At 62.2% G+C, this 23380-nt stretch carries 22 protein-coding genes and 1 pseudogene; 12 read left to right on the forward strand and 11 right to left on the reverse strand.

Features of this window, described 5'->3' with window-relative positions; translation table 11 throughout:
• Positions 1–126: 126 nt before the first annotated feature.
• The 4 genes from ACNFCH_RS00095 to ACNFCH_RS00110 form a co-directional block, all read right to left on the reverse strand.
• Positions 127–468, reverse strand: coding sequence for a HopJ type III effector protein (locus tag ACNFCH_RS00095; protein WP_196162976.1), 342 nt, complete (start codon positions 466–468; stop codon positions 127–129).
• The gene (locus tag ACNFCH_RS00100; protein ID WP_070093328.1) at positions 461–757 is read right to left on the reverse strand and encodes a DUF1244 domain-containing protein; all 297 of its coding nucleotides are present in this window, start codon (positions 755–757) and stop codon (positions 461–463) included. Before ACNFCH_RS00100 ends, ACNFCH_RS00095 begins: the two co-directional genes overlap by 8 nt.
• A gap of 9 nt (positions 758–766) precedes the next feature.
• Positions 767–1459 (reverse strand): dihydromonapterin reductase, encoded by a 693-nt coding sequence (gene folM, locus ACNFCH_RS00105; RefSeq protein WP_416742149.1) that lies wholly within the window; start codon positions 1457–1459, stop codon positions 767–769.
• 79 nt (positions 1460–1538) lie between these two features.
• Complete coding sequence (locus ACNFCH_RS00110; protein WP_416742059.1) at positions 1539–2111, reverse strand: antibiotic biosynthesis monooxygenase; 573 nt, start codon at positions 2109–2111, stop codon at positions 1539–1541.
• A 218-nt stretch (positions 2112–2329) separates the two neighbouring features.
• On the opposite strand from ACNFCH_RS00110, the gene ACNFCH_RS00115 reads away from it, so the two are divergent.
• Positions 2330–3262: a MerR family transcriptional regulator gene (locus tag ACNFCH_RS00115; RefSeq protein ID WP_337158608.1), complete on the forward strand. Its 933-nt coding sequence runs from the start codon at positions 2330–2332 to the stop codon at positions 3260–3262.
• On the opposite strand, the gene ACNFCH_RS00120 is transcribed toward ACNFCH_RS00115, so the two are convergent.
• Together ACNFCH_RS00120 and ACNFCH_RS00125 are read right to left on the reverse strand one after the other, a co-directional pair.
• Positions 3259–3852: a hypothetical protein gene (locus ACNFCH_RS00120; RefSeq protein ID WP_337158513.1), complete on the reverse strand. Its 594-nt coding sequence runs from the start codon at positions 3850–3852 to the stop codon at positions 3259–3261. The genes ACNFCH_RS00115 and ACNFCH_RS00120 overlap by 4 nt on opposite strands.
• 59 nt (positions 3853–3911) lie before the next feature.
• Positions 3912–4349, reverse strand: coding sequence for a PAS domain S-box protein (locus tag ACNFCH_RS00125; RefSeq protein ID WP_337158514.1), 438 nt, complete (start codon positions 4347–4349; stop codon positions 3912–3914).
• 105 nt (positions 4350–4454) lie between these two features.
• Here ACNFCH_RS00125 and ACNFCH_RS00130 point away from each other — a divergent pair, with 105 nt between their 5' ends.
• Positions 4455–4910, forward strand: a complete 456-nt coding sequence (locus tag ACNFCH_RS00130) for a flavodoxin (RefSeq protein WP_337158515.1) — start codon at positions 4455–4457, stop codon at positions 4908–4910.
• Positions 4911–5189: 279 nt separating this feature from the next.
• Here ACNFCH_RS00130 and ACNFCH_RS00135 read toward each other — a convergent pair whose 3' ends face one another.
• A complete protein-coding gene (locus tag ACNFCH_RS00135; RefSeq protein WP_416742060.1) occupies positions 5190–6077 on the reverse strand; it encodes a LysR substrate-binding domain-containing protein in 888 nt (295 codons plus the stop codon).
• A gap of 100 nt (positions 6078–6177) precedes the next feature.
• On the opposite strand from ACNFCH_RS00135, the gene ACNFCH_RS00140 reads away from it, so the two are divergent.
• From ACNFCH_RS00140 to ACNFCH_RS00155, 4 genes are all read left to right on the forward strand, one after another.
• A complete protein-coding gene (locus ACNFCH_RS00140; protein ID WP_337158517.1) occupies positions 6178–6564 on the forward strand; it encodes a CidA/LrgA family protein in 387 nt (128 codons plus the stop codon).
• Positions 6554–7240 carry an LrgB family protein gene (locus ACNFCH_RS00145; RefSeq protein ID WP_337158518.1) on the forward strand — a complete coding sequence of 229 codons (687 nt, stop codon included), beginning with the start codon at positions 6554–6556 and terminating at the stop codon, positions 7238–7240. The genes ACNFCH_RS00140 and ACNFCH_RS00145 overlap by 11 nt, the downstream gene beginning before the upstream one ends.
• Positions 7241–7416: 176 nt before the next feature.
• A complete protein-coding gene (locus ACNFCH_RS00150; RefSeq protein ID WP_416742061.1) occupies positions 7417–8322 on the forward strand; it encodes an alpha/beta fold hydrolase in 906 nt (301 codons plus the stop codon).
• A 354-nt stretch (positions 8323–8676) separates the two neighbouring features.
• Positions 8677–11838: a dermonecrotic toxin domain-containing protein gene (locus ACNFCH_RS00155; protein ID WP_416742062.1), complete on the forward strand. Its 3162-nt coding sequence runs from the start codon at positions 8677–8679 to the stop codon at positions 11836–11838.
• Between the two features lie 43 nt (positions 11839–11881).
• On the opposite strand, the gene ACNFCH_RS00160 is transcribed toward ACNFCH_RS00155, so the two are convergent.
• Entirely contained in the window at positions 11882–12664 is a 783-nt protein-coding gene (locus ACNFCH_RS00160; RefSeq protein WP_337158521.1) for an IclR family transcriptional regulator, read from the reverse strand.
• A 199-nt stretch (positions 12665–12863) separates the two neighbouring features.
• Here ACNFCH_RS00160 and hmgA point away from each other — a divergent pair, with 199 nt between their 5' ends.
• The 4 genes and pseudogenes from hmgA (at position 12864) to ACNFCH_RS00180 (ending at position 18870) form a co-directional block, all read left to right on the forward strand.
• Entirely contained in the window at positions 12864–14165 is a 1302-nt protein-coding gene (gene hmgA, locus ACNFCH_RS00165) for a homogentisate 1,2-dioxygenase (RefSeq protein ID WP_337158522.1), read from the forward strand.
• Positions 14166–14168: 3 nt separating this feature from the next.
• Positions 14169–15461, forward strand: a complete 1293-nt coding sequence (fahA, locus tag ACNFCH_RS00170; protein WP_337158523.1) for a fumarylacetoacetase — start codon at positions 14169–14171, stop codon at positions 15459–15461.
• Between the two features lie 12 nt (positions 15462–15473).
• A complete protein-coding gene (gene maiA / locus ACNFCH_RS00175) occupies positions 15474–16103 on the forward strand; it encodes a maleylacetoacetate isomerase (protein ID WP_416742063.1) in 630 nt (209 codons plus the stop codon).
• 227 nt (positions 16104–16330) lie between these two features.
• Positions 16331–18870: pseudogene (locus ACNFCH_RS00180) on the forward strand (autotransporter outer membrane beta-barrel domain-containing protein).
• A gap of 18 nt (positions 18871–18888) precedes the next feature.
• Here the strand turns inward: ACNFCH_RS00180 and ACNFCH_RS00185 are convergent.
• Positions 18889–19695: a SirB1 family protein gene (locus ACNFCH_RS00185; protein ID WP_337158526.1), complete on the reverse strand. Its 807-nt coding sequence runs from the start codon at positions 19693–19695 to the stop codon at positions 18889–18891.
• A gap of 124 nt (positions 19696–19819) precedes the next feature.
• Between ACNFCH_RS00185 and ACNFCH_RS00190 the strand changes: the two genes are divergently transcribed.
• Entirely contained in the window at positions 19820–20839 is a 1020-nt protein-coding gene (locus tag ACNFCH_RS00190) for a Glu/Leu/Phe/Val dehydrogenase (protein ID WP_337158527.1), read from the forward strand.
• A 103-nt stretch (positions 20840–20942) separates the two neighbouring features.
• On the opposite strand, the gene ACNFCH_RS00195 is transcribed toward ACNFCH_RS00190, so the two are convergent.
• Entirely contained in the window at positions 20943–21206 is a 264-nt protein-coding gene (locus ACNFCH_RS00195; protein WP_070093311.1) for a YebG family protein, read from the reverse strand.
• A gap of 239 nt (positions 21207–21445) precedes the next feature.
• Here ACNFCH_RS00195 and ACNFCH_RS00200 point away from each other — a divergent pair, with 239 nt between their 5' ends.
• Positions 21446–21916 carry a phosphate-starvation-inducible protein PsiE gene (locus tag ACNFCH_RS00200; RefSeq protein ID WP_043207367.1) on the forward strand — a complete coding sequence of 157 codons (471 nt, stop codon included), beginning with the start codon at positions 21446–21448 and terminating at the stop codon, positions 21914–21916.
• 473 nt (positions 21917–22389) lie between these two features.
• On the opposite strand, the gene ACNFCH_RS00205 is transcribed toward ACNFCH_RS00200, so the two are convergent.
• Positions 22390–23112: a DUF4225 domain-containing protein gene (locus tag ACNFCH_RS00205; protein WP_337158528.1), complete on the reverse strand. Its 723-nt coding sequence runs from the start codon at positions 23110–23112 to the stop codon at positions 22390–22392.
• Positions 23113–23380: the final 268 nt, after the last annotated feature.

Below are 23380 nucleotides of genomic sequence, written 5' to 3' on the forward strand. Positions count from 1 at the left end.
GCGGGGACAGTGCAGGTGGTGCGGGATCAGTTGCAGCTTTCTTTTCGCCGCGGGTAAAAAGGATCACCGCTGAACCTGTGGGAGCGGGTTCACCCGCGAATGGGCCGCAAGGCGGCCCCGGCGATATCAGGCGTTACGCGTGAGCGGCTGCTCGGCGAAGGTGACGCCGGCCAGCCCATGCTTGATCAGCGCACGGATGTTGGCATGGTCGCTGCCTTCGGGGGTGGCCAGCACACTGCGGTAGTGCTCGCCGAACGCCAGCAGGGCTTCCTGATCGCTCAAGCCTTCGAGCAGGGCCAGGCCCAGGGTCTTGCACGAGCCTTCGTTCTGGCCGGCGGCATTCTCCACGCCACCGTTGTTGAAGGCCTGGGGCTGGTAGCTGTAGTTCGCGGCGATGAACGCCAGGGTGTCGGCGAAAACATGTTCGCCGCTGGCGAGGCGGGTGCGCAGGGTGGTCAGATCAGTCACGTGGCTTTCCTTTTTCGAACGCCGCTTGTTGGTCGGCGCTGGCTTCTTTCTGGTACTGGGCTTTCCAGTCGGCGTAAGGCATGCCGTAGACGTGCTCGCGGGCATCGTCCAGGCTGACGTCGATCTGGCGCTCGTCGGCGGCGGCTTTGTACCACTTGGACAGGCAGTTGCGGCAGAAGCCGGAGAGGTTCATCAGGTCGATGTTCTGCACGTCGGTGCGCTTTTGCAGGTGTTCGACCAGGCGCCGGAACGCGGCGGCCTCGAGTTCGAGCTGTTGTTGCGGGGTCATGGGCTTCCCTCAGGTCATGCGATTCTTCAGGTGGCGGCCACCGTTGATGACCACCTGGCTGCCGGTGCTGTACTGGCTTTCGAGCAGGAACATCACCGCCTCGATCAGCGGGCGGGCGCCGGGCTCGAACTCCAGCAGGGCTTTTTTCAGGGTCTGCTGGCGGTAGGCGTCGTCGCCTCCTTCCTTGAGGATCAGCAGGCCCGGCAGGATACCGTTGACGCGAATCTTCGGCGCGTATTTTTCGGCGAACGACAACACCATGTTCTGCAGCGCTGCCTTGGTTGCGGCGTAACCGATGTGGCTCTTGCTGCCGCGTGAAGAGGTCTCGTCGCAGATGTGGATGATGTCGGCCTTCTCGACCTTGCCCAGCAGATCGCCCAGGGCCAGGTTCAGGTGATAGGGCGCTTCGACGTGCAGGCGGAACATGGTCTGCAGGTTGTCCAGGCCGTCATCCAGCCATAGCGAGGCGTTGTGGATGATCGCCCGCAGGCCATCGTAGTGGGCGTGCAGGTACTCGATCAGTGCCTGGCGGTCGGCCTCCTGGCAGAGGTCGGCGCGAAACTGCACGATGTTCGGATGCGGGCTTTGTGGATGAATGCTGCGGCTGGCACTGACCACCGTATGGCCGGCCTGTGCCAGTTCAAGGGCCAGGGCCAGCCCGACGCGCTGGCTGGCGCCGGTGACGAGAATTGGGCTGTTCATGATCAGGGGCGTCAACTTGTCTGTCCTTGCATTGATGCCCCAGCATACCCGAACTGTTTCCCTCTTGCGTGGCTGCGCCTTAGCGGCTGCGCAGCCCGCGCGATGTCTGGCGCGTAGAGGAGGGCGCGGGGTTCAGCCAGCCGGCCAGCAGGCGGGTGGAGAGCGGGATGAACAGATAGACCATCATCGGCGTCAACGCCAGGGTGCTGATCAGTACCCGCGCGAGCAGGTCCAGCGGCGCCAGCCAGTGGCCGAACAGTAGGTTGAACAGCAGCGAGACCGGAAAGAACGCCAGCCAGATGGCAGTCGCCTGCTTCCAGCGTGGTGGTTTCTGCACCGTATTGGTGCCGAACCAGTCATCCAGGCCGCTGACGCGCCTCTCTTTGGGGCGTTCGAACAGCCCGTCGCCACGTTGCAGCCAGGCCCGGCGCGAGGCCGAATGCTCCCACGTGTGCAGGGTGGATTCGTTGGTGAAGCGAAAGATGATCTGGAACTCATCGCCCTCGGCCGGTGGCGCGAGGATGCCCGAGCCCAAATAACCGGGGAAGTCGGTGGCCAACTGCTCGCCTTCATGGAGCCAGGCCAGCAGGTCCTGGTAGCGGCCATGGGCGGCGCGGCGCGACACCATCAGGGTGACGGGAGGGGTAGACATCGTGTATCTCCTGGCGACGGGGCTGGCGGGTAGCTGGCCCCTAGGCTTTCATCGCCCGGGGTGGTGGGCGATGCGAGCAGGCTTGCAAGAATCGGGCACGGATTATCGCTCAGGATTTGTGACCGGTCAGTGTCAGTCCGGTGAGTGGTTGCGCTGACCTGGCGGGGCGTCCCGGCGTAGAATGCAGGTTCTGACACAAGAGGCCGTTGTCCGTGCACATCAATGATCAGGTGGCCGCCTCGGCCGACCTGGAACACCAAGAGCTGTTCCCCATCCGTGAAGTGGCCCGGCTGACAGGCGTCAACCCAGTGACCCTGCGCGCCTGGGAGCGCCGCTACGGGTTGATCCAGCCCACCCGCACCGACAGTGGCCATCGTCTCTATTCCCAGTCCGATATCGACGACATCCGCCGTATCCTCGGCTGGCTGGAGCGTGGCGTCGCGGTGAGCAAGGTGGGCAGCATCCTCGCCCGCCATCAGGCCGGGGTGCAGGATGTCCAGGGGGGCGGCAGCGTCGACGAACTCACCCGCTGGCGTGCCCAGGTGCAGGAGGCGGTCCAGCACTTCGATGGCGTGGCGTTGGAGCGGGTGTTCGACCAGGTCTTCGCCTGCCATGCCCTGGACCCGGTGTTCGATGAGGTGTTCATGCCTGTCTGGCATGACTTGCGTGCGACGCAGGGCGGCTTTGGCCGGATCAGCGAGTGGTTGTTCCTCGACCAGTTTTTGCGCGGCAAGGTGCTGCTGCGTCTGCAACTGGCGCGTGGGCCTTGGAGCCAGCGCGTGGTGCTGGCGCCGCTGTCAGGTCAATGCCATGAGCTGGAACTGCTGGTGACGGGGCTGTTGCTGGGCAGCGACGAGGTGGGCGTCACGGTGCTGGCGAGCGGGCAGCCGCTGGAGGAGCTGGCGGTGGTGTGCGAGCGCCTGGCGCCTGATGCGCTGGTGCTGTTCTCCCATCAGCAACTCACCCAGGAGCTGGGCAAGCGCCTGGGGCGGCTGACCTTGGGTGTGGGCTGCCCGGTGTTGCTGGCCGGAGAAGTGGCGGAGCTGGCCCAAGACCACCTGGCCGGTAGCCCGGTCGCCTGCCTTGGTGCGCAGGGCAGCCTGATGCGCAGGCGCTTGCGCCAGTACTTGGCCGGGCAACTGGATACTTAACTGTGTAGCTGCTGGTGGGCTTGGAGGATGTACTCGCGCAGGCGCTCGAGGTCGTCGGCCGGGCTGCGGTACAGGTCGTAGGCGGCCAGGTCCGGGCCGATGCGCCGGCGCAGCAGGCCTTTGAGGCGGATGGGTTCGATGCCTTCAGGCGCGAAGGTCAGGCTGAAGCGCACGGGCGCCTCGGGTAGATCCCGCACTTGCACCAGGGTGCCCTTGGTGGAGATGTCCCGGATCCACAGGCCGCTCTGCTTGCCATGGGCATCCAGCAATGCGATCGGCTGCTCCAGGGAGAGGCGCCAGGGGCGCAGGGTAGGGCCATCTTCGAAGATTTCAGGCGAGCCCAGTTGCAGGTGAACGGCGTGGAACTCGTCTTCGACCAGTTGCAGCGGGAAGCTGATCTGCTGGTTGTTGTATTGGGCCTGGAGCGTGACGTGCTCATTGGCCACCAGGCGGGCGAGCAGTTCCTGCACGTGGCGGTCGCCATTGACCAGCAGGCTCGACATGGAGTCGGCCAGGTTCAATTGAGGCGAATGCTGCATGTCTTGGATGAAATCCAGTTCGTCCTGGGTCAGGAGGGCCTGTGCTTGCATGTTCGGGCTCGAAGTCGGCGATTTCTTCAAGGGGATGGACCGCGCGTAACGCGCTTCGTTCAGCTACGTTCGTCGGATTTCAGCGCGTCGAGTTGGGCTCGGGCCTCGGCCAGCGCCCGCTCCAGCTCCACCTGGCGGCTGACGTCCTTCTGGATGCCGATGAAGTAGGTGCGCTGGTCGGCGGCGTTGTGCACAGGTGTGATCGACAGCTCGTTCCAGAAGGCGCTGCCATCCTTGCGGTAGTTGCGCAGCACTTCCCGGCACGGCCAGCCTTCGGCCAGGGCCCGACGGATCCGCGCGCGGCCGAGCTGGTCGCGGTCATCGGCCTGCAGGAAGCGGCAGTCCTGGTAGAGGATTTCATTGCGGGCGTAGCCGGTCAGGCGTTCGAACGCTGCGTTCACGTAGATCAGGATGGTGTCGTCGCCTTCCTGTTCGGCGACCACGATCCCGTCGTTCGACGCATCGATCATCGATTGCAGCAGTTGCGCGTTGATCATGTCCGGGCCTTGGGCAAGCGGGGGACTTTGGTGGGAGTGCGGCCTTTTGCCACTGGTGAATGCTAGTATCCTACGTTTTCACTCAGTTTCGGAATCCTCTGCCCGATGAAAGTCGCCATTATTTCAGGCTCGGTGTATGGCACCGCCGAAGAAGTCGCCCGTCACGCCGAGTCCCTGCTCAAGGCCGCCGGTTTCGACGCCTGGCATGCCGCCCGCGCCACGCTGCAGGACCTGCAGGGTTTTGCCCCGGATGCGTTTCTGGCCGTGACCTCGACCACTGGCATGGGCGAGTTGCCTGACAACCTGATGCCGCTGTACAGCACGATTCGCGACACCCTGCCGGCCGCCTGGCGTGGTTTGCCTGGCGCGGTGATTGGCCTGGGGGATTCCAGTTACGGCGATACCTACTGCGGGGGTGGCGAACAGATGCGTGAACTGTTCGCTGAGCTGGGTGTGCGTGAAGTGCTGCCAATGCTGCGCCTGGATGCCAGCGAGACTGTGACCCCCGAGGCGGATGCCGAGCCGTGGCTGGCCGAGTTCGCGGCCGCACTCAAGGCCTGATCTCGGTAGAACACGCTTCTTTCGCGGAGCAGTCGGGGGCGCCGAGCGGGTGGGTGCAACGGGCCTGCTCGGCGGCGCCTGCTTCGCGGGTAAACCCGCTCCCACAGGGGCTGCGCAGCCCTTGTGGGAATGGGTTTACCCGCGAAAGGGATCTCACTGATTCCACCGGGTCAGCGCGATCCTTGTGGGAATAGGTTTACCCGCGAAAGGGATCTCACTGATTCCACCGGGTCAGCACAATCCAGGTGGGGTTTACCCGCGAAGGGGGTGACGCCGCTGCTAGAGGCCGGACGCAGACCGGTCGCGTACGAGCTGCAACCACGCCTGCGCCGCCTTCGACAGGTAGGCCCCGCGCCGCCAGATGAAGGCGATGTCCCAGCGCAACTCAGGCGGGTTCAGCGCCACCCGCACCACCCCCGGCCGCTCCAATGCCCGCGCCACGACCCGGGGCAGCAACACCACCCCTTGCCCGGCCGCCACCAGCGCGACGAGAAAGTCCGCCTGCCCGCTGCGCCCCCCTTCCTTGGGCGTGAAACCCAGTTGCTGGCAGGCGCCGAGCAAGCGGTCATTGAGCACGAAGCTGCGCTGATACAGCAGAAACGGCGTGTCCGCCAACTGCTGCAGCTCTACCTGGGTTTGCCCTGCCAAGGCATGCGCCTGTGGCAACAGCGCATCGAGCGGCTCATCGCAGAACGGCTGGTACTCGAACGCAGGGTCCGTGGGCGTGATGCAGCCGCCGAGCTCCAGTTCGCCACTTCTGACGGCTTGCTCCACCGTGCGGCTGCCGCCTTCGATCAGCTGGATCGAGATGTTCGGGTGACGCCGTCGGTATTCGGCGAACAGACCCGCAAACAGCGCATCGCTGCCCAGCAGCGGCAACCCCAGGCGCAGTTCGCCGCGCGTCATCTGGCTGAGATCGTCCAGCTCGTTCTGTAGCTCTTGGCGCTGGCGTAGCAAGGCCTCGCCGCGCGCCAGGACGATTCGCCCGGCGGCGGTCAGATGCAAGTGCGAGCCTTGACGCTCCAGCAAGGGCTGGCCGAGATCCTGCTCGAGCTGGGCGACCTGCTTGCTCACGGCGGACTGGCTGATGTGCAGCGTCTGCGCCGCCTGGGTAAAGCCCCCGCGGTGCACCACTTCGATAAAGCTGCGTAGCTGCTTGAATTCCATGATGAGAATTCCATTTTGGAATGGCTGGCAGTCTAACAATTCGCTTCTGGCCTAGGGAGGGGAAATCCTAAAATGGACCCCAGCCGAGGACCCCTTCCCAATGAAACCCGCCTTACTGAAAAAATACCTGCGCCTGCTCGTCGAGCTGGCGATCCTGCTCGCTTTGTTCCTGCTGGGCGGCCAGCTGTCCAGCTGGCTGGGCTGGCCGATCCCCGGCGGGGTGATGGGGCTGGCCTTGCTCTTGCTGCTGTTCGCCTTAGGCGTGCTCAAGCCCTCCGCCTTGCAGGCTGGCGCGGGTTGGTTGATGGCTGAAATGCTGCTGTTCTTCATTCCCGCGTTGATGAGCCTGCTCGACTACGGTGGTCTTCTGCGCAGCGATGGCTGGCGCATCTTGCTGGTGATCGCGGTGAGTACCTTATTGGTGATGGTGGTGACCGCTGTCACGGTGGAACTGGTCTGCCGCTGGAGGCTGCGCCATGAGCCTTGAGCCGATGCCGTTGTTCTGGCTGGCCCTGACCCTCGGAGCCTACTTGGGCAGCCGTTGGCTGTACCGGCGCAGTGGGCGCTACGTGCTGTCGCCATTGATTCTGGTGCCGGCCCTGCTGCTGGCGGTGGCCGTGCCTCTGCACACCGCTTATGCCGAGTATGCGCGCGATACCCACTGGTTGATGGGCGTGCTCGGCCCGGTGACCGTCGCCTTCGCAGTGCCGATCTGGCAGCAGCGGGCGATGCTGGCGCGCCATTGGCCGGCCCTGCTGGTGGGCATGCTGGCTGGCAGCATGGCCTCGATCGCCAGTTCCTGGGGACTGGCGCACCTGCTGGCGTTGGACAATGCGGTGAGTCTGTCGTTGTTGCCGCGCTCGATCACCACGCCCTTTGCCATGCCCCTGGCCCAGGACCTGGGCGGCGTGCCTGAGCTGACTGCAGTGTTCGTCATGTTCACCGGCGTGCTCGGCGCGATGTTTGGCGGCGTGCTGTTGCGCGTGCTGCCCTTACGCACGCCGTTGGCCCGTGGCGCGCTCTTTGGCGTCGGTGCCCATGGCGCCGGGGTCAGCCGTGCCCAGGAGGTGGGCCGCGAGGAAGGCTCGGTGGCCGGTTTAGTCATGGTGCTTACCGGCCTGCTCAACCTGTTCGCCGGGCCCCTGCTGGCAAGGCTGCTGTGACCGTTCATTCCTCTGACCTGCAAAGCCAGCAAGCTGGCTGCCAACGCAAGTTTCGCCGCCCGGTGCGCTGGCTAGACTGAGCCTCGACATAGAGAGCACATGTAAGTGCCGAGGTAACTTGCAATGAACGCAGCCCTGCCTTATGACGCCAACACTTATCCACCGGGACAACACTGATGCCACTGGCCGAAATACCATTGTGCGTCTGGCGTACCCGAGCTCAGAGTTTCGCCTTTCGGGGCCAGACCATCCGCTACTGGACTGCAGGGCAGGGAGAGCCACTGCTTCTACTTCACGGTTTCCCCACGGCCAGCTGGGATTGGCACTACCTGTGGGTACCCTTGACCCAGCGCTTTCGTGTAATCGCTTGCGACATGCTGGGCTTCGGCGATTCGGCCAAGCCCCTGGACCACGACTACAGCCTGATGGAGCAAGCCGACCTGCAACAGGCCTTGCTCGCCCACCTGAACATTGACCAGCCCGTGCATTTGCTGGCCCACGACTACGGCGGCACCGTTGCCCAGGAACTGTTGGCGCGCCACTGTGAACAACGCATCGAGATCGCCAGTTGCGCGTTCCTCAACAGTGGGCTGTTTCCGGAGTGCTATCAGATCATGCTGGTGCAGAAGCTGTTGCTCAGCCCTTTGGGCTGGCTGGTGGCACGTAGCTTCGGGCGCGACGATCTGGTGCGCAACGTCAGCCATATCTACGGACCCTGCACGCACCCGAGCGAAAGTGCCCTGGACGACTACTGGAGCCTGATCGTCGCCAATCGCGGCACACGCATCCTGCACAAGCTGATCGGTTACCTGCCCGAGCGACGCCACCACCGTGAGCGCTGGGTGGGGGCATTGCTGCGACGATGTGTGCCGCTACGGTTCATCAACGGTGTGGCCGACCCGCTTTCCGGCGCGCGGATGCTCGAGCGCTACCGGCAACTGGTACCCGACGCCGACACTGTGGCGCTGCCGGGCATCGGGCATTACCCGCACACCGAGGCACCGCAGCAGGTGCTGCGCCATTACCTGTCGTTTCGTGAGCAGCCGATGATCGAGGCACCACGCAAAGTGGCCTGGTCCTAGCATGTTGCGGGCATAAAAAAGGCCGCTGCAACAGCAGCGGCCAATCGAGACGTTAGATCAAGGAGCTTCAAAATCAACGTCGGTGAACCTTGGTGGCCCAAAAGGCTGGGGGGAGCCTTCGTGCCGATCCAATGGGGTAAGAATAGGCGCATCCTGAGGTGGGAAAAACACCTCCTTATGACATTCACCTTTACATTGCCCGCGATAATCTTCCCCCCGTCTTGAGGTCCATTGCGGCGTTTTCAGTGGCTTCATCAGGTTTGAACGTAGGTTCGTACACCTGCATTTCCATCCGCTTTGTTTTTTCTGATTTCTGCACATTGCGATTTCCTACATCGCATTGAGATAGAAATCATGAATTCTCCCTTGACCTTTCCTTCCATGGCCTCGCCTGCTGGCGCTCAGGACGTCCTCAGCGCTGTTGTCGTGTTGAGCATGATGCTGCAGGCCGAAGTTGCTCTTGCACCCGGGCTGCCGCCTCGTGATGCGTTCTTCGGTGATCCTGAGCGGTGGTTGGATGAACATTGGCAGGTCGATGCTGATCGCTGGTGGGCGGAGCAGTCCCCCGTGCTGGGCGAGCAATTACGGGCGTTGCTGGCATTGCAGGTGCGATTCCGTGCCCTGCGCCGTGGCGCCCCCAGGCAGGACATAGAGGCCCTGCTATCAGAGGCTGGCTCGGTTTTGGGAACCGTCTCGCTGCGCACCGACGCCGGCGAGCAGGTACGCATTCCTGGCTTTCTGGCGTTGAGCCACAAGCTATCCAATGACGGGAAGCCTTTTGTGCTCTACGGGTTGGGTGCCGGTGTCTGGTTCGATAACCGTCAGCGTATGACCTACACGTTGCTCGACTATCTGCGAACCGATAGGTGCTGGACACGGGGCCTGTCCGCACAGGCGCGAGCGTCCCTGGCCGATGCAACGTCCGCCGAGCTGAGTCTGAGCCCGCTGCAGGGGCCAGCTGAGGTCTATCTGCTTGACGATATGCGGTCGTTACAACGTCGGCTGGTCATCGATGGGCTCGCAGCCTCGCGTGATGACAACGAGACCGCCGTTGCCCTGGCTCCCTTGTTCGCGCAACTTCAAGGAACTGTGGCCGATGCCGTTGGCGTGTTGCGCAAGGACCAGACGCCGCACTGGCTGCGCTACCTGCCGCCCGGCGAGAGCGAACAGTTGACGATGCTCCATCGGGCGGTGATCGAAACCGAGACTCAACTGGCCGAGCAGTCCCAGCACAGCGATTTCTACGCCTATGCTCGTCAGCGCCTTGGCCATTGGTTGGCGGCTAAAGGCTTCCCGGAATTGTCTGCCGAAAAAGTACAACTGCATCTTCGACATGACTTCACGGCGGATGCGCCACGGCACATGGTTTCACTGCTCGAGTGGGTCTGTGGCGGTGCCTACCACGGCAAGCACCTGACCATGGAGATCTCCCACGAGGGCTTGCGCAACGCCCTCGGGGATAAAGGTGTGAGCTTGGTCGCCGACGAGTTGCAGCTGCATCGCGGTTATGCCGAGCATGTCGAACAGACCTATAAGCGTGACGAAATCCGCCAACTGCTGGGCAAGGCGCTGAATGCCAAACTGCAACTCGCCAAGCAGGCAGCGGACTTCCAGGGCCTTGATCGCAAAGCGGTGCGACTGCTTGAGCAGGCCGCACAGAACACATGGGCGCAATCTTCCGATAAACGCAAGATCAATGTGGCAAGGTTGTCCATCAATGGAAAAATGTGCCTGACCGATCACCTGTACATCTACAACGACGATATCCACGTGCTCTATGCACCAGGATCGCCATCGGGCGATCTACAGGCGTTCAATTCATCTGGGCATATGAGTTTCGCACTGGGGGCACTGAGTGCCACGCCTGCGGGGCGCGACTATCTCGTCAAGCATGTCCGGCATGCCGACCGCCCTGCGTTGACTCGGTACTTGAAGCTTGTAGCCAGACTGCCTCAGGAGTGGTCACACGAGACGATCAATGTTCACCCGCAGGACGTCGATGGCTGGTACCAAGTGATCCAGCACTGGACCGAGCAGAGGGTGATGAAGGTGCTCGACGATCTCGAGGAAGTCAGGCCGGTGGTGCCTGCCAAGCCGGACGAGACGCTGCAGCGACGCGTGAATGACATCGACCACGAGCTGCGTGTGCTCATGACGGATTACCAGGCTGCGGCCGAGGTACCGACTTTCATGGCCTATGCCCGTGAACGCGTCAGCGAGCGGATCAACCGTTATCCAGGTAACAAAGGGGGCTGGATCGATGCCGATACCGTTCTGGTCGAGCTGGAAGATGGCGTCCGTCAGTCCTTGACCCAAGTAGTGGCCAGTGGGTACCCCGCCGACTTCAACTTCAGGGACTTCGCCCGGCTGACTTCAACCGTTGGCCAGAACCTCTCCCACTTGGACAATCGGGCGATCGATGGCTACATCCGGGCCGCCAGGCTGGGTGAGGGATATTGCGCTGAAATCCGCAAGAGTTATCTCGATCCGGAGGGGGATGCCCAATCCAGGCCGTTGGAACTGCATCGCCATATCACGGGCATGAAAATTCAACGGGACTGTCTGGTGGAGCTGCAAAGCGGACGCCTCGAGGAGCATGTCGATTGGCTGAAACCGGTCTGCATGGCGTTTCATCGGGACAGTTTCGTTACCGATTGCAAGTTGGCAATGCTGAAGCTCAACGGTGCCGCTGTAGTTGGTGGATACCTGTTGCAGTCGAGTGAGGCGAAGGGCACATTGGTCTATCTCAGCGATGGACCTGGTGGGCGGCACCTCTTCACGGTCGCGGACTTCATCGAGCAGTGGCAAAGCGACGCTATGCAAGATTGGATCTTCGAGCATGTTTCGGTTGACGATGAACTGTTGATCCGCGAACTGAATGAGGACGTGCGCAAGCTCTCTTCAAATGCGTCAGGTGACAAGGCGAATGACAGGATCGCCCGGTCGTTGCAGGTGCTGTACAACATCCGTGACCTGTCGGTGGCTCTACGTCAGCGTATAAAACGCTTGCTGGCCGACGCGGAACGCGACGCCTACAGTGCGGCGAAGCGCATCACCCAAGAAGTGTTCTGGCTGGTCGGCCTGGTGGCGGATGCCATTGCCCTGGCATTCCCGCCCGCGCGAATCGTCCTGGGCTTTATCAAGGCCGGTCAAGGGTTCTACCGCAGCCTCGTGGCGCTGCGCGATGGTGACAAGACGGCGGCGCTGTTATCCCTGCTCAGGGGCGTCGCCAGCTTGCCTGGGTTTACCGAGGTGGTGAAGCTCTATGGTACTCAGCTGTTTGATCGAGGCAGCAAACTCTGGTCGACGTTGTTTCCTGGTGAGTCATCCGCGCTGAGTGTGTGGGTGAAGAAGCAATTTGAGGTACTCAAAGCGTTCTATGAGCGGCATGAGGTGTTCAAGGAGCTTGGCTCAGCGGGAATCGAACCGTTGAATAATCGATTCGAGGAAGAGTTGTCGTGGTATACGCAACTGGTCGTTTCTCGAGAGAAGTCAGTCCCTCGTCAGTTCACCTGAAGCAGCCACATCGGGGATTAGAGACAGCACCTCAATGGCTGAGCTATGCCTGTGGTTCATACCCCATTCGCCTGCTGACGGCTCCCGTCGCCGCCAGCAGGCGTTTCGCCGCAGGTCCTTGCTCGTCGGCATGGAAGATCGATGTCGGGCCGACCACCGTCATCACAGCAGCGATCTGGCCCATGGCGTTGAACACCGGCGCCGACAACGCATCCACGCCGGGCATCAGCAAACCGTGTACGTGATGCAGCCCGCGTGAGCGGATCTGTGCCAGCAGTGGCGCGTAGTCGCTGAACGGCTGGTTCATGGTGGCCAGCTCGTGCTCGCGCAACTCCACGGTCTCGCGTTCGGGCAGGTGGGCGGCGAACACCAGGCCAGTGGACGAACTGAGCAGCGGCAGGACCGAGCCGATCTGCGTGACCACCGTTACCGCGCGCACCGCAGGCTCGATGCTCACCACCGTCGCCCCCTGATTGCCCCACACGGCAATGAAGCAGCTCTCGTTGAGCTCATCGCGCAGTTGCGACAGTGGCAATGCCGCGACCTTCAGCACATCGATGCTGCCCAGCGCCGCCATGCCCACCCGCAGTGCCTCACGCCCCAGCCCATAATGGTTGGTGGCAGGGTCCTGCTCGGCGAAACCGCTGGCGATCAGGGCCTGCAGGTAGCGGTGCACCTTGCTCGCCGGCATGTCCACGTGCTCGGCCAGTCGCGACAGCGAAGTGGACGGGGAGAGTTCGGCAAGGGCCTTGAGAATGTCAGTGCCGACTTCTGCCGAGCGGACCTTCTGCTTGCCGTTGTCGGCAGGGGAGCTGGCTTTGGCCATGGGGTTGGGCATCCAGGGGGAGACAGGTGGGCGTCTTTATAGCTTGACGCCTTTCGGCAATCAAATTACGTTATTCGTAATCTGATTACGATAAAAACAATGCAGACGCGCTGCAACGCCTGGAGTACTCACCGGAACGCGCCGGACAGGGCCAGCAGCCAGCTGCCAGCAACGGCTCTCATCGAGCCCGGAGGCACCGATGAATCTCGATTCTTCCCCTGATCTGCAGTACCTGAGCGGCTTCGGCAACGAGTTCGCCAGTGAAGCGCTGCCTGGCGCCCTGCCGGTCGGGCAGAACTCCCCGCAAAAAGCCCCCTACGGCCTGTATGCCGAATTGCTCTCGGGCACCGCGTTCACCATGAGCCGCAGCGAGCTGCGTCGCACCTGGCTGTACCGCATTCGCCCTTCGGCGCTGCACCCGCGCTTCGAGCGCCTGGAGCGCCAGCCGCTGACCGGCCCACTGGGCGCGATCACGCCCAATCGCCTGCGCTGGAGCCCGCAGCCGATCCCGTCCGAGCCCACCGATTTCATCGAAGGCTGGCTGCCGATGGTGGCCAACTCGGCGTCGGAGAAGCCGGCCGGTGTGAGCATCTACATTTATCGCGCCAACCGCTCCATGGAGCGTGTGTTCTTCAACGCTGACGGCGAACTGCTGCTGGTGCCGGAGCAAGGCCGCCTGCGCATTGCCACCGAATTGGGGGTGATGGAGGTCGAGCCGTTGGAGATCGCCGTGATCCCACGGGGCATGAAGTTCCGCGTCCAACTGCTCGATGGCCAGGCCCGTGGCTACATCGCCGAGAACCATGGCGCGCCACTGCGCATCCCGGACCTGGGCCCGATCGGCAGCAATGGCCTGGCCAATCCGCGTGACTTCCTCACCCCAGTGGCCCACTACGAAGAAGCCAGCGGGCCCGTGCAACTGGTGCAGAAGTTCCTCGGCGAGCACTGGGCCTGCGAGCTGCAGCATTCACCATTGGACGTGGTCGCCTGGCACGGCAGCAACGTGCCGTACAAGTACGACCTGCGTCGCTTCAACACCATCGGCACGGTCAGCTTCGACCATCCCGATCCTTCCATCTTCACCGTGCTGACCTCGCCGACCAGCGTCCACGGCATGGCCAACATGGACTTCGTGATCTTCCCGCCACGCTGGATGGTGGCCGAGAACACCTTCCGTCCACCGTGGTTCCACCGCAACCTGATGAACGAGTTCATGGGCCTGATCCAGGGCGCCTATGACGCCAAGGCCGAGGGCTTCCTGCCCGGCGGTGCTTCGCTGCACGGTGTGATGAGCGCCCACGGGCCGGACGCCGAGACCTGCGACAAGGCCATCGCCGCGGATCTGGCGCCGCACAAGATCGACAACACCATGGCATTCATGTTCGAGACCAGCCAGGTGCTGCGTCCGAGCCGTCATGCCCTCGAGTGCCCGCAGTTGCAGGCCGACTACGATAGTTGCTGGGCCACCTTGCCGAGCACCTTCAACCCGAATCGGAGATAACCCATGAACCAGACCGCCATCGCCCGTAGCTGGGTCGAGCACGCCAACGGGCACAGCGACTTCCCGTTGCAGAACCTGCCCCTGGGCATCTTCAGCCGTCCAGGCCAGGCACCGCGTTGCGGCGTAGCCATCGGCGACGCGATCCTCGATCTGGAAGCGGTGCTCGCCGCTGGCCTGTTCGACGGCCAGGCCAAAATCGCGGCCCAAGCCACCTGTGGCGGCGCGCTGAACGCCTTCTTCGCCTTGGGCCGTGAAGCCCGCGTGGCCCTGCGTGAGCGCCTGCTGGCGCTGCTGGGCGAGCACAGCGAGCATCAAGCGGCCTTGAAAGCTGCCCTTTACCCCACCAGCGAGTGCCAACTGCACCTGCCGGCAAAGATCGGCGACTACACCGACTTCTACGTGGGTATCGAGCACGCCAAGAACGTCGGCAAGCTGTTCCGTCCGGACAACCCGTTGCTGCCCAACTATAAGTACGTGCCTATCGGCTACCACGGCCGCGCTTCGACCATCCGTCCCTCCGGCACCGACGTACGCCGTCCCAAGGGCCAGACCCTTCCGGCCGGGCAGACCGAGCCGAACTTCGGCCCCTGCGCGCGCCTGGACTACGAACTGGAGCTGGGCATCTGGATCGGCCAGGGCAACGACATGGGCCAGTCCATCCCGGTGAGCGACGCCGCCGAGCACGTGGCCGGCTACTGCCTGCTCAACGATTGGTCGGCGCGCGATATCCAGGCCTGGGAGTACCAGCCGCTGGGCCCGTTCCTGTCCAAGAGCTTCATCACCAGCATCTCGCCCTGGGTGGTCACCGCCGAAGCCCTGGAGCCGTTCCGCTGCGCCCAGGCGCCGCGTCCGGAAGGCGATCCGCAGCCGCTGCCGTACCTGATGGATAAACGCGACCAGGCCGCTGGCGCCTTCGATATCGAGCTGGAAGTGCTGCTACTCACCGAACGCATGCGCGAACAGGGCCTGCCGGCCCACCGCCTGACCTTGAGCAATACCCGCAGCATGTACTGGACCGTGGCGCAGATGGTGGCTCACCACAGCGTCAACGGCTGCCAGCTGCAGCCGGGCGACCTGTTCGGTTCGGGCACGCTGTCGGGTGCCGCGCCCGGCTCCTTCGGCAGCCTCCTGGAGATCACCGAAGGCGGCAAGCACCCGGTGGAACTGGCCAGTGGCGAGGTCCGCAAGTTCCTCGAGGACGGCGACGAGATCATCCTGCGCGCCCGCTGCACCCGCGACGGCGTGGCGAGCATCGGCTTCGGCGAATGCCGCGGCAAGATCATCTCGGCCAACTGAGAGGGCAGGGCGATGGAGCTGTTCACCTATTACCGTTCCACTTCCTCGTATCGGGTGCGCATCGCCCTGGCGCTCAAGGGCCTGGATTACCAGGCCCTGCCGGTCAACCTGCTCAAGGGTGAGCAACGTGGAGCGCAATACCTGGCGCTCAACCCTCAGGGCCGGGTGCCGGCTCTGCGCACCGATGGCGGCGAGCTGTTGGTGCAGTCCCCGGCAATCATCGAGTACCTCGAAGAGGTTTATCCACAGCCCGCGCTGCTGCCGGCCAGTGCCGAGGCACGGGCCAAGGTGCGGGGCGTGGCGGCGATCATCGGCTGCGACATTCACCCGCTGCACAACGTCAGCGTGCTCAACCAACTGCGTCAGTTGGGCCATGACGATGCACAGGTCAACCCGTGGATCGCCCATTGGATCGGCCAGGGTCTGGCGGCGGTAGAGCAGTTGATCGGCGATCGAGGCTTCTGCTTCGGTGATGAGCCAGGGCTGGCGGATGTCTACCTGATCCCGCAGCTCTACGCCGCCGAGCGCTTCAATGTCGACCTCAGTGGCTATCCGCGAATTGCCCGCGTGGCCGCTCTGGCGCAGGCCCACCCGGCCTTCGCCGAGGCCCATCCCTCCTGCCAGCCGGATACACCGGCCTGAGCCCCGCTCCGACAGGGCGCGGCTCGATTACACGGGTCATCACGCGGGGCTGCCCAGCGGCGCCCGCGTGAATCTGCATGGGATTTGGCTCAGGCTTAGGCAGAATCTGTATTGAATTTGCCTGATAAATGGCGACAAGTTCTCAAAAGCCGCGTAACAATCCGCGCAAGTGGAACGTGTGTGCTACATCCAGTGGTGCTATTAAAAGCAAGCCATGGATTAGCCTTATGCGTACGAAACGCTTTTACTCACAACGCCAGCTGTTTGGCGTGGGGGTTCTCTCTCTTCTCAGTGTGGCGGTGCAACAAGCGCACGCGGCGTGCGCCTTTACGCCTGGCCCTGGCGATGACGCTTTCGTCTGCGACAGCGGCACTAGCGCGACCGGGCTCACGGACCTGCAAGGTAACAACACGCTGACGTTCCCCGCCGGCGGTACCGGCACCCTCAACGGCAACGTGGTCACCGGGCCGGGGGCGGATGTGGTCGACATGAGTTCCGGAACCCTCGTAGGGTCAGTCATCCAGGGCGATGGGGCGGATCGATTCCGTATCAGTGCAGGCACCGTGACCGGTGCTGTTTCCCAAGGCAATGGCATCGATGATTTTGTCATGACCGGTGGACAGATCGGGTCGCTTGCCCAGGGCGATGCGCGCGACACCTTCCTGATGACCGACGGTGTCATCGTCGGTGCGTTCGAAGACGGGGATGTGGCGCGGCAGACCGGCGGCACCATTGGCCGGGTCGACATGAAGCTGGACAAGAACATCTACGACATGTCCGGCGGCACGATCCGTGGCAACCTGGTCACCGGTTTCGATATCGACACGATCACCGTCTCCGGCGGGACCATCGGCGGCAACATCAGCACCAGCGGCGGCGATGATCGCATCACGGTCAGTGGTGGTGTCATCGATGGCGAAATCCGCGCCAGTGTCGGCAACGACACCTTCACCTGGCGCGAGGGCGGGCAGATCAACTCGGCCGTGTTGATGGGGGATGGCAACGATACCGCGTTGCTCAGCGGTTTGAGCGAAAGCCTGCTGGCTTCAACACCTCTTGTCGATGGGGGGCCTGGCAACGACCGATTGACCTTCGACAGCACCGCTTCCGGCAGCCCCGCTCGTTACCGCGGGTGGGAAACCGTCAATCTCGACAATGGCTCGCAGTTCGACCTGGCGGGGCATTTCGTGCTTGGCGATAGCGCCAGCAACACGGGTACGTTCTCTATCGACGACAGCAGCGTGCTGGCGGTGACCCAGGGTGACATCCGGCCTTTCACCGCCGGCCGAGACGCCACGTTGGTCAACGCCGGCACCGTCGATATGACCACCGGCAACGCCAGCGCCACGGACGTCCTGACGGTGCATGGCAACTATGTCGGCGCCAATGGCCTGTTGCGGCTCCAGACGCAGCTCGGTGACGATAGCTCCGCCAGTGACAAACTTGCGGTTTCCGGCGGAACGATCACCGGTCGGACCCAACTGGTGGTGAGCAATCTTGGTGGACATGGTGGCTTTACCCGCGACAGCGGGATCGAAGTCGTACAGGCGCTCAATGGGGCGGTCAGCAATGCCAATGCCTTTGCCCTTCGAGGGCCAGTCTCCGCGGTGCTTACCAGTACTACTTGTTCAAGGGCGGAGTGACAGCCGGTTCGGAAAACAACTGGTACCTACGCTCCTCGGTGGTCGCCGTGCCGCCGCCTACGGAGCCTTCCGATCCATCGTCGCCCGCGCCGGACCCGGCTGAAGTCTCGCCACAGCCTTCGGACACCACGCCGCCGCTGCCCACTCCGGCCCCCGGCGCCGAGCCGATTCCCCTGTACCGCCAGGAAGTACCGGTGTACTCGGTGGTGGTGCCCGCCGCCCAATTGATGACCCTGCAAGCGCTGGGCACTTTCCATGACCGTCAGGGGGAGCAAAGCCTGTTGGGCAAGAACGGTCTGGGTGGTTGGGGTCGTGCCTATGGCAGTGACTTCGACAAGCACTGGTCAGGCACTGTGTCGCCGAGTTTCGACGGCTCGATCAAGGGGTATCAGGTGGGCCACGACCTGTTTGCCGCTGAAACCAACGCGGGATATGTCCAGCGTGCGGGTGTCTTCATTGGTCAGAGCCGCCTGGACGGCGATGTCAAAGGTTTCTCCGAGGGCTTCCAGGACCATCGTTCTGGCCGGGTCAAGCTCGACGGCGACAACTACGGCGCCTACTGGACCCTGACTGACCCCAAGATCGGCTGGTACCTGGACCTCGTGGCCATGGGTACACGCCTGGATGGGGACAACAAGTCCGACCGTGGTGTGAAAATGGACAACCGCGGCCATGCCTTGGCGTTGTCCGCCGAAGCCGGCTATCCCATCGCCGTATCCGAGCATTGGGTGGTGGAGCCGCAGGTGCAGGTGATCAATCAGCAGATCGACATGGACAGCCAGCACGATGGCATTTCCAAGGTGTCCTACGATGCGCAGGATTATTGGACCGGTCGCTTGGGCACGCGCCTGAAAGGGCGCTACGTGGTGCAGGGCACGCCGATCGAGCCCTATGTTCGCGTCAATGCCTGGAGGACCTTCGGCGGTCACGACACAGTGACCTACGACGATGTCGACCGGATCAAGAGTGATCACAAGTCAACGTCCGCTGATCTTGGTGTCGGGGTCGTCGCAACCTTGTCATCGACAGTCGGTGTATACCTCGCGGCGGACTACAACACCAACCTGGATACCAATGACCTGGAAGGTGTCAGTGCCAACGCAGGGGTCAGGATCAGCTGGTGACCACTGCCGAAGCGCCTGTCAGTGAAGCGAGCGCTTGGCCGGCGGCAAGTGGCCAAGGCGCTCGCTCAACTTCAAACGCTGGATGGGGTCGTCAGTCAGGAGCAGGGCATGCTCCAGGTCGTAGCGCTCGGCCTGGGGGCAATCCAGGTGCTGGTAGAGCGTGGCCCGGGCCAGGTAGTCGCTGGCCAGCACCGGGCCCAGTTGCATCACCCGTTCGGCGTCGATCAGGGCGGCCAGATCGTTTTCGTTGCTGCTGTGCAGGTGGCGCAGGTTGCGCGACAGACGCTGGAGCATCTGCATGGGCGCTGCGCTGTGCATGTGTTCGGCAGTCAACGGTACATGGGGGCCGAACTGGCGGGCCAGCAGTTCGCGGCAGTCGGTGGGGTACAACCGTCGACCACCGCAGGGATCGAGCAGGTGGTCGGCTCCGGGCACGCGTAGCAGGAAGTGGCCGGGGAAATTCACGCCCTCCAGAGGGATCGACAAGCGCCGCGCCAGTTCCAGGGCGAGGATGGCCAGGGTCAACGGCTGGCCGCGACGGCGCTGCAGGACTTTGTCCATCAAGGCCACTTGGGGTCGCAAGGGGTGGTATTCATCCTGCGCGAAGCCCAGGGCACTGAGTTGGCGCAGCAGCGGTTGGGCCAGCTCGTGGAGCGGCAGCATTGGCAGGTTGGCGCTGATTTCTCGCTGCAAGTCGTGCAACTGGGCGAGGCTCGCCGCCGGCTCTACGGTCCGGTCGTGCTCGGCCGCTATCCACAGCGTTGCTTCCAGCAGGGCGACAGGCTCGCGATCCAGGCAGGCCAGGCAGGCTTGGCGTGGGTTCATGGGCACTCTCCGCATACGCTTATCTTTTAGCCTTGGCGCGTGCTTTCGTCCAGTGGTCCGCCAGGGGATCGCAGCGTGGTGGCCTGCCTATACTGGTAGGAGCACCTCTCGGGGGAGCCCGTCGATGTTCGCGCTCATGCAAAGCACTCGCACCCAGTCCCTGCACCTGTGCATCGATCCGCCCACAGGCCTCAAGGCCGTCGTGGTCATTCACAGCGAGCAGTTGGGCCCGGCCATGGGCGGCTGTCGGTATCTACCCTACGCCGATGACGAAAGCGCCATGACCGACGCCATCCGTCTGGCCCAGGGCATGAGCTACAAAGCGGCACTGGCGGGCTTGCCGCTGGGCGGCGGCAAGGCCGTGATCGTGCGCAACCCTCACGTGGAAAACCGCGCCGCATTGTTCGAAGCGTTCGGTCGCTTCGTCGACTCTCTGCAGGGGCGTTTCATCACCGCCGTGGACAGCGGCACCTCCACCCTGGACATGGACTGCATCGCCCAGACTACGCCTCATGTCACCAGCACAACCGCTTCGGGTGATCCATCACCCCACGCGGCCATGGGGGTGTTCGCGGGCATTCGCGCTACGTCCATGGCACGCCTGGGCAGCGATAACCTGGAAGGGCTGCGCATCGCCGTGCAAGGGCTGGGCAATGTCGGCTATGCCTTGGCCGAGCAGTTGCACGCCGCGGGCGCGGAGCTGTTGGTCAGCGATCTGGACCCCGGGCGAGTGCGCCTGGCCGTGGAGCAGCTAGGGGCGCATCCTGTGACCAACGATGCGCTGATCAGCACGCCCTGCGACATCTTTGCGCCCTGTGGCATCGGGCCGGTGCTCAACGGCCAGAGCGTGATGCAACTGCGCTGCGCAGCGGTGGCGGGAGCCGCGAACAACCAGCTCACCACGCTGCAGGTGGCGGACCAGCTGGAAAAGCGCGGCATCCTCTATGCACCGGACTACGTGATCAATGCCGGTGGCCTCATCTACGTGGCACTGACCCACCGTGGCGAGGACTTGGGCACTATCACCGCGCACCTGGCGCGTATTCCGACGCGGCTGACCGAAGTGTTTGCCCATGCCCAGGCGGAGAAGCGTTCGCCAGCGCGGGTGGCGCAGATGCTGGCGGAGCGGTTGCTCTACGGATGAGCGCTGAAGCTGCTGATTGATGCAGACAATTCATGTCATCGGCGGCGCCGGTGTTCGCGGGTAAACCCGCTCCTACAAGGGGGCACGGCGCTACCAAACCCTATCACTCGGCAGCGCCGCCCTCGAGCAGCTCGGCCAAGGCATCTGGCTGGTTCTTGAACGCCCGGGCGAACACGTCGCGGTTCTTGGCCATGTAGATGCCGGCTTCCTCGACCTGCTGTTCACTCAATGATGGCACCGCCTTTTGCAGCACCTCGGCCAGGCGCTCGGCCAGCTCGAGCATCTTGTCGTGACGGTCTGCTTCGGCCTTATCCATGAACAAGCGCTCCGGATCGCGGCTGCTGCGATACACCACTTCGACGGCCATTCATCACCTCTGTGCCTTTTGCTGTTGGGGTTAGGGGTTTGCTGTATTTATATACAGTACTTGTTTAGGCCACCGGGATGCAACTCACAGGATGGCCTTTTCCCTTCAGAGCCTAGCCCAGAGGTGTCTTGCGGCAATCGGTCGCCTTCCAAGGCAGGGGCCTGGCCTTTTTACTGCATGGCACAAGCGTCACAGAGGTGACGCATCATCCTTCAGCGCGTATCGGGGAATCGAACATCGTGAACATCAAATGGGCAGAAAAACTGCGCAAGGGCCTGCATGGCTCGGCCGACTCGCTGGGCAATTTGTGCGTCGAGGCGTTTCACTACCTGGCGTTGTTCGGCATTGGTGCCATCACCGCCTATGCGGCGGTGGTGACCTTCCTGGACATGCTGGGCAAAGGCGGGGTCAGCGTCGATGACATCCTGCTGCTGTTCATCTACCTGGAGCTGGGGGCGATGGTCGGGATCTACTTCAAGACCAACCACATGCCGATCCGCTTCCTGCTGTACGTGGCAATCACCGCGCTGACCCGCCTGCTGATAGGCGATGTATCGCACCACAAGGCGCCCGACGTCGGGCTGCTGTACCTGTGTGGCGGCATCCTGTTGCTGGCGTTTTCGATTCTCGTGGTGCGCTACGCCTCGTACCGCTATCCGTCCACCAAGGTACTGGATGCCAACGGCAAGGAAGTCGAGGACGGCAAGTAGCGCTCAGTTGGCCAGACTCAGGTGAATGCTGTCGATAACGTGCTACCAGCGTTACGGGGCGTTGCGCTAAGAGGGTGAGCATAATGCTGGCGTCCCCCGCATTATGCTCAGGCTGACACTGTACTCGGTGGCGAAGGTATCGCTGAGTGGGGTCGAATGGCTGTCGTGGCTCTAAGTTTCAGGATGTTTAGATGTCTTTGCGGGGCAGGCAAAAAATTTGAAGCAGAGCGCTTATAAAAGCAATCCAGCGGATGATGTAATCACCTCCCAAAAAATCCCGGGAAGGATAGAAGAGAATATAGCCGTGGCGAGCAACACTGAGTTGGTTCGCTCCCCAGAGTATGAGCAGTGCAAAAAAAATCCAAAATATTCCAGGTGTAAGACGGGGTCCCGAAATTCTTTTTGATATCGAGTAAAAAGCCAGGAAGACCGCCAAGGATATCAGTATATATAAGGATTCTGTTAGTGGCGGGTTATTTGTCAACGCTTTGGGTCTCCAGATACAGGGAATTGATTGTGGTAGTGTCGGAAATGACTTCAAGTGCTAATGCCGCCTTGCTTGAATTCTCATATCCGCGAACATAATCACTGCGCACATACCTAAATAAGCGCCATGCATCTGGTTTCAATATCAGTTTGCTAAGGCTGTATGCCGAGAGGGCCAAGTCAACGGAGGCATAAGCCACATTTCCTTCAAAGGCGCCACCGCCCATCACTTCTGCAGCCTTTTGATAAGCCTTCCTCACAGGTCCCTGTACATTTGAGCGGCCCGCCCATAAGTTTCGCCCATTTTCATACGTATTATTGGCACCATGCGCCATCAGAGGAGCCCCAGCAAAAAAGCACAACGTGCCCGCTGATCCATAGCATATCCCTGCGCCTGCTGCGAACTGAAGTGCTCCGGCAATTACCCCCACGCCTTTTTGAGTCATTTCTAGTGCCTGACTGAGCAGGCTATCCTGCTCGCATTTAAGTTCGTTTAGGCCTTGTTCAGGGCTTTTTTTACCCTTCGCGACATTATTTACTATTTGCCTCGAGTAATAGGAAATTTCGTGGTTGAATTGCAAGCGCAGCGTGCTGTCGTTGATGTACTTGGCACCTAGTATGCTGGCTTGCCTTCGAAGCTTTCTTGCCGCGTCACTGATCATCCAATAGTCACAGTTGTCAGGTGTGCAACTTTTGCTTGTCGATTTCATTCTTTGCTTGCGTGCGCTTGATCGATTGAGTTCTGGGTTGAGCAGTCCGCTGAAATAGATCCTTGAGCCTCTACGGCTATGGCCATGTAACCATGATTATCTAGGCGAAGCTTTCTGCTCACCGCTCGAGTACTTTATTGCAAGCGTTTAAATCGTGCTGTAGGAGTTTTTCAAGCTTTACGTGGTATTACTATTTTGGCTCTGTCGGCAATTGGCGGTGCAACTGTAGTGATGCTCTGTGAGACCGATTAGGTGCATTACTCGGGCG

The sequence above is a fragment of the Pseudomonas sp. NY15354 genome (genome assembly GCF_048068075.1).
GTDB classification, from domain to species: Bacteria; Pseudomonadota; Gammaproteobacteria; order Pseudomonadales; family Pseudomonadaceae; genus Aquipseudomonas; species Aquipseudomonas guariconensis_C.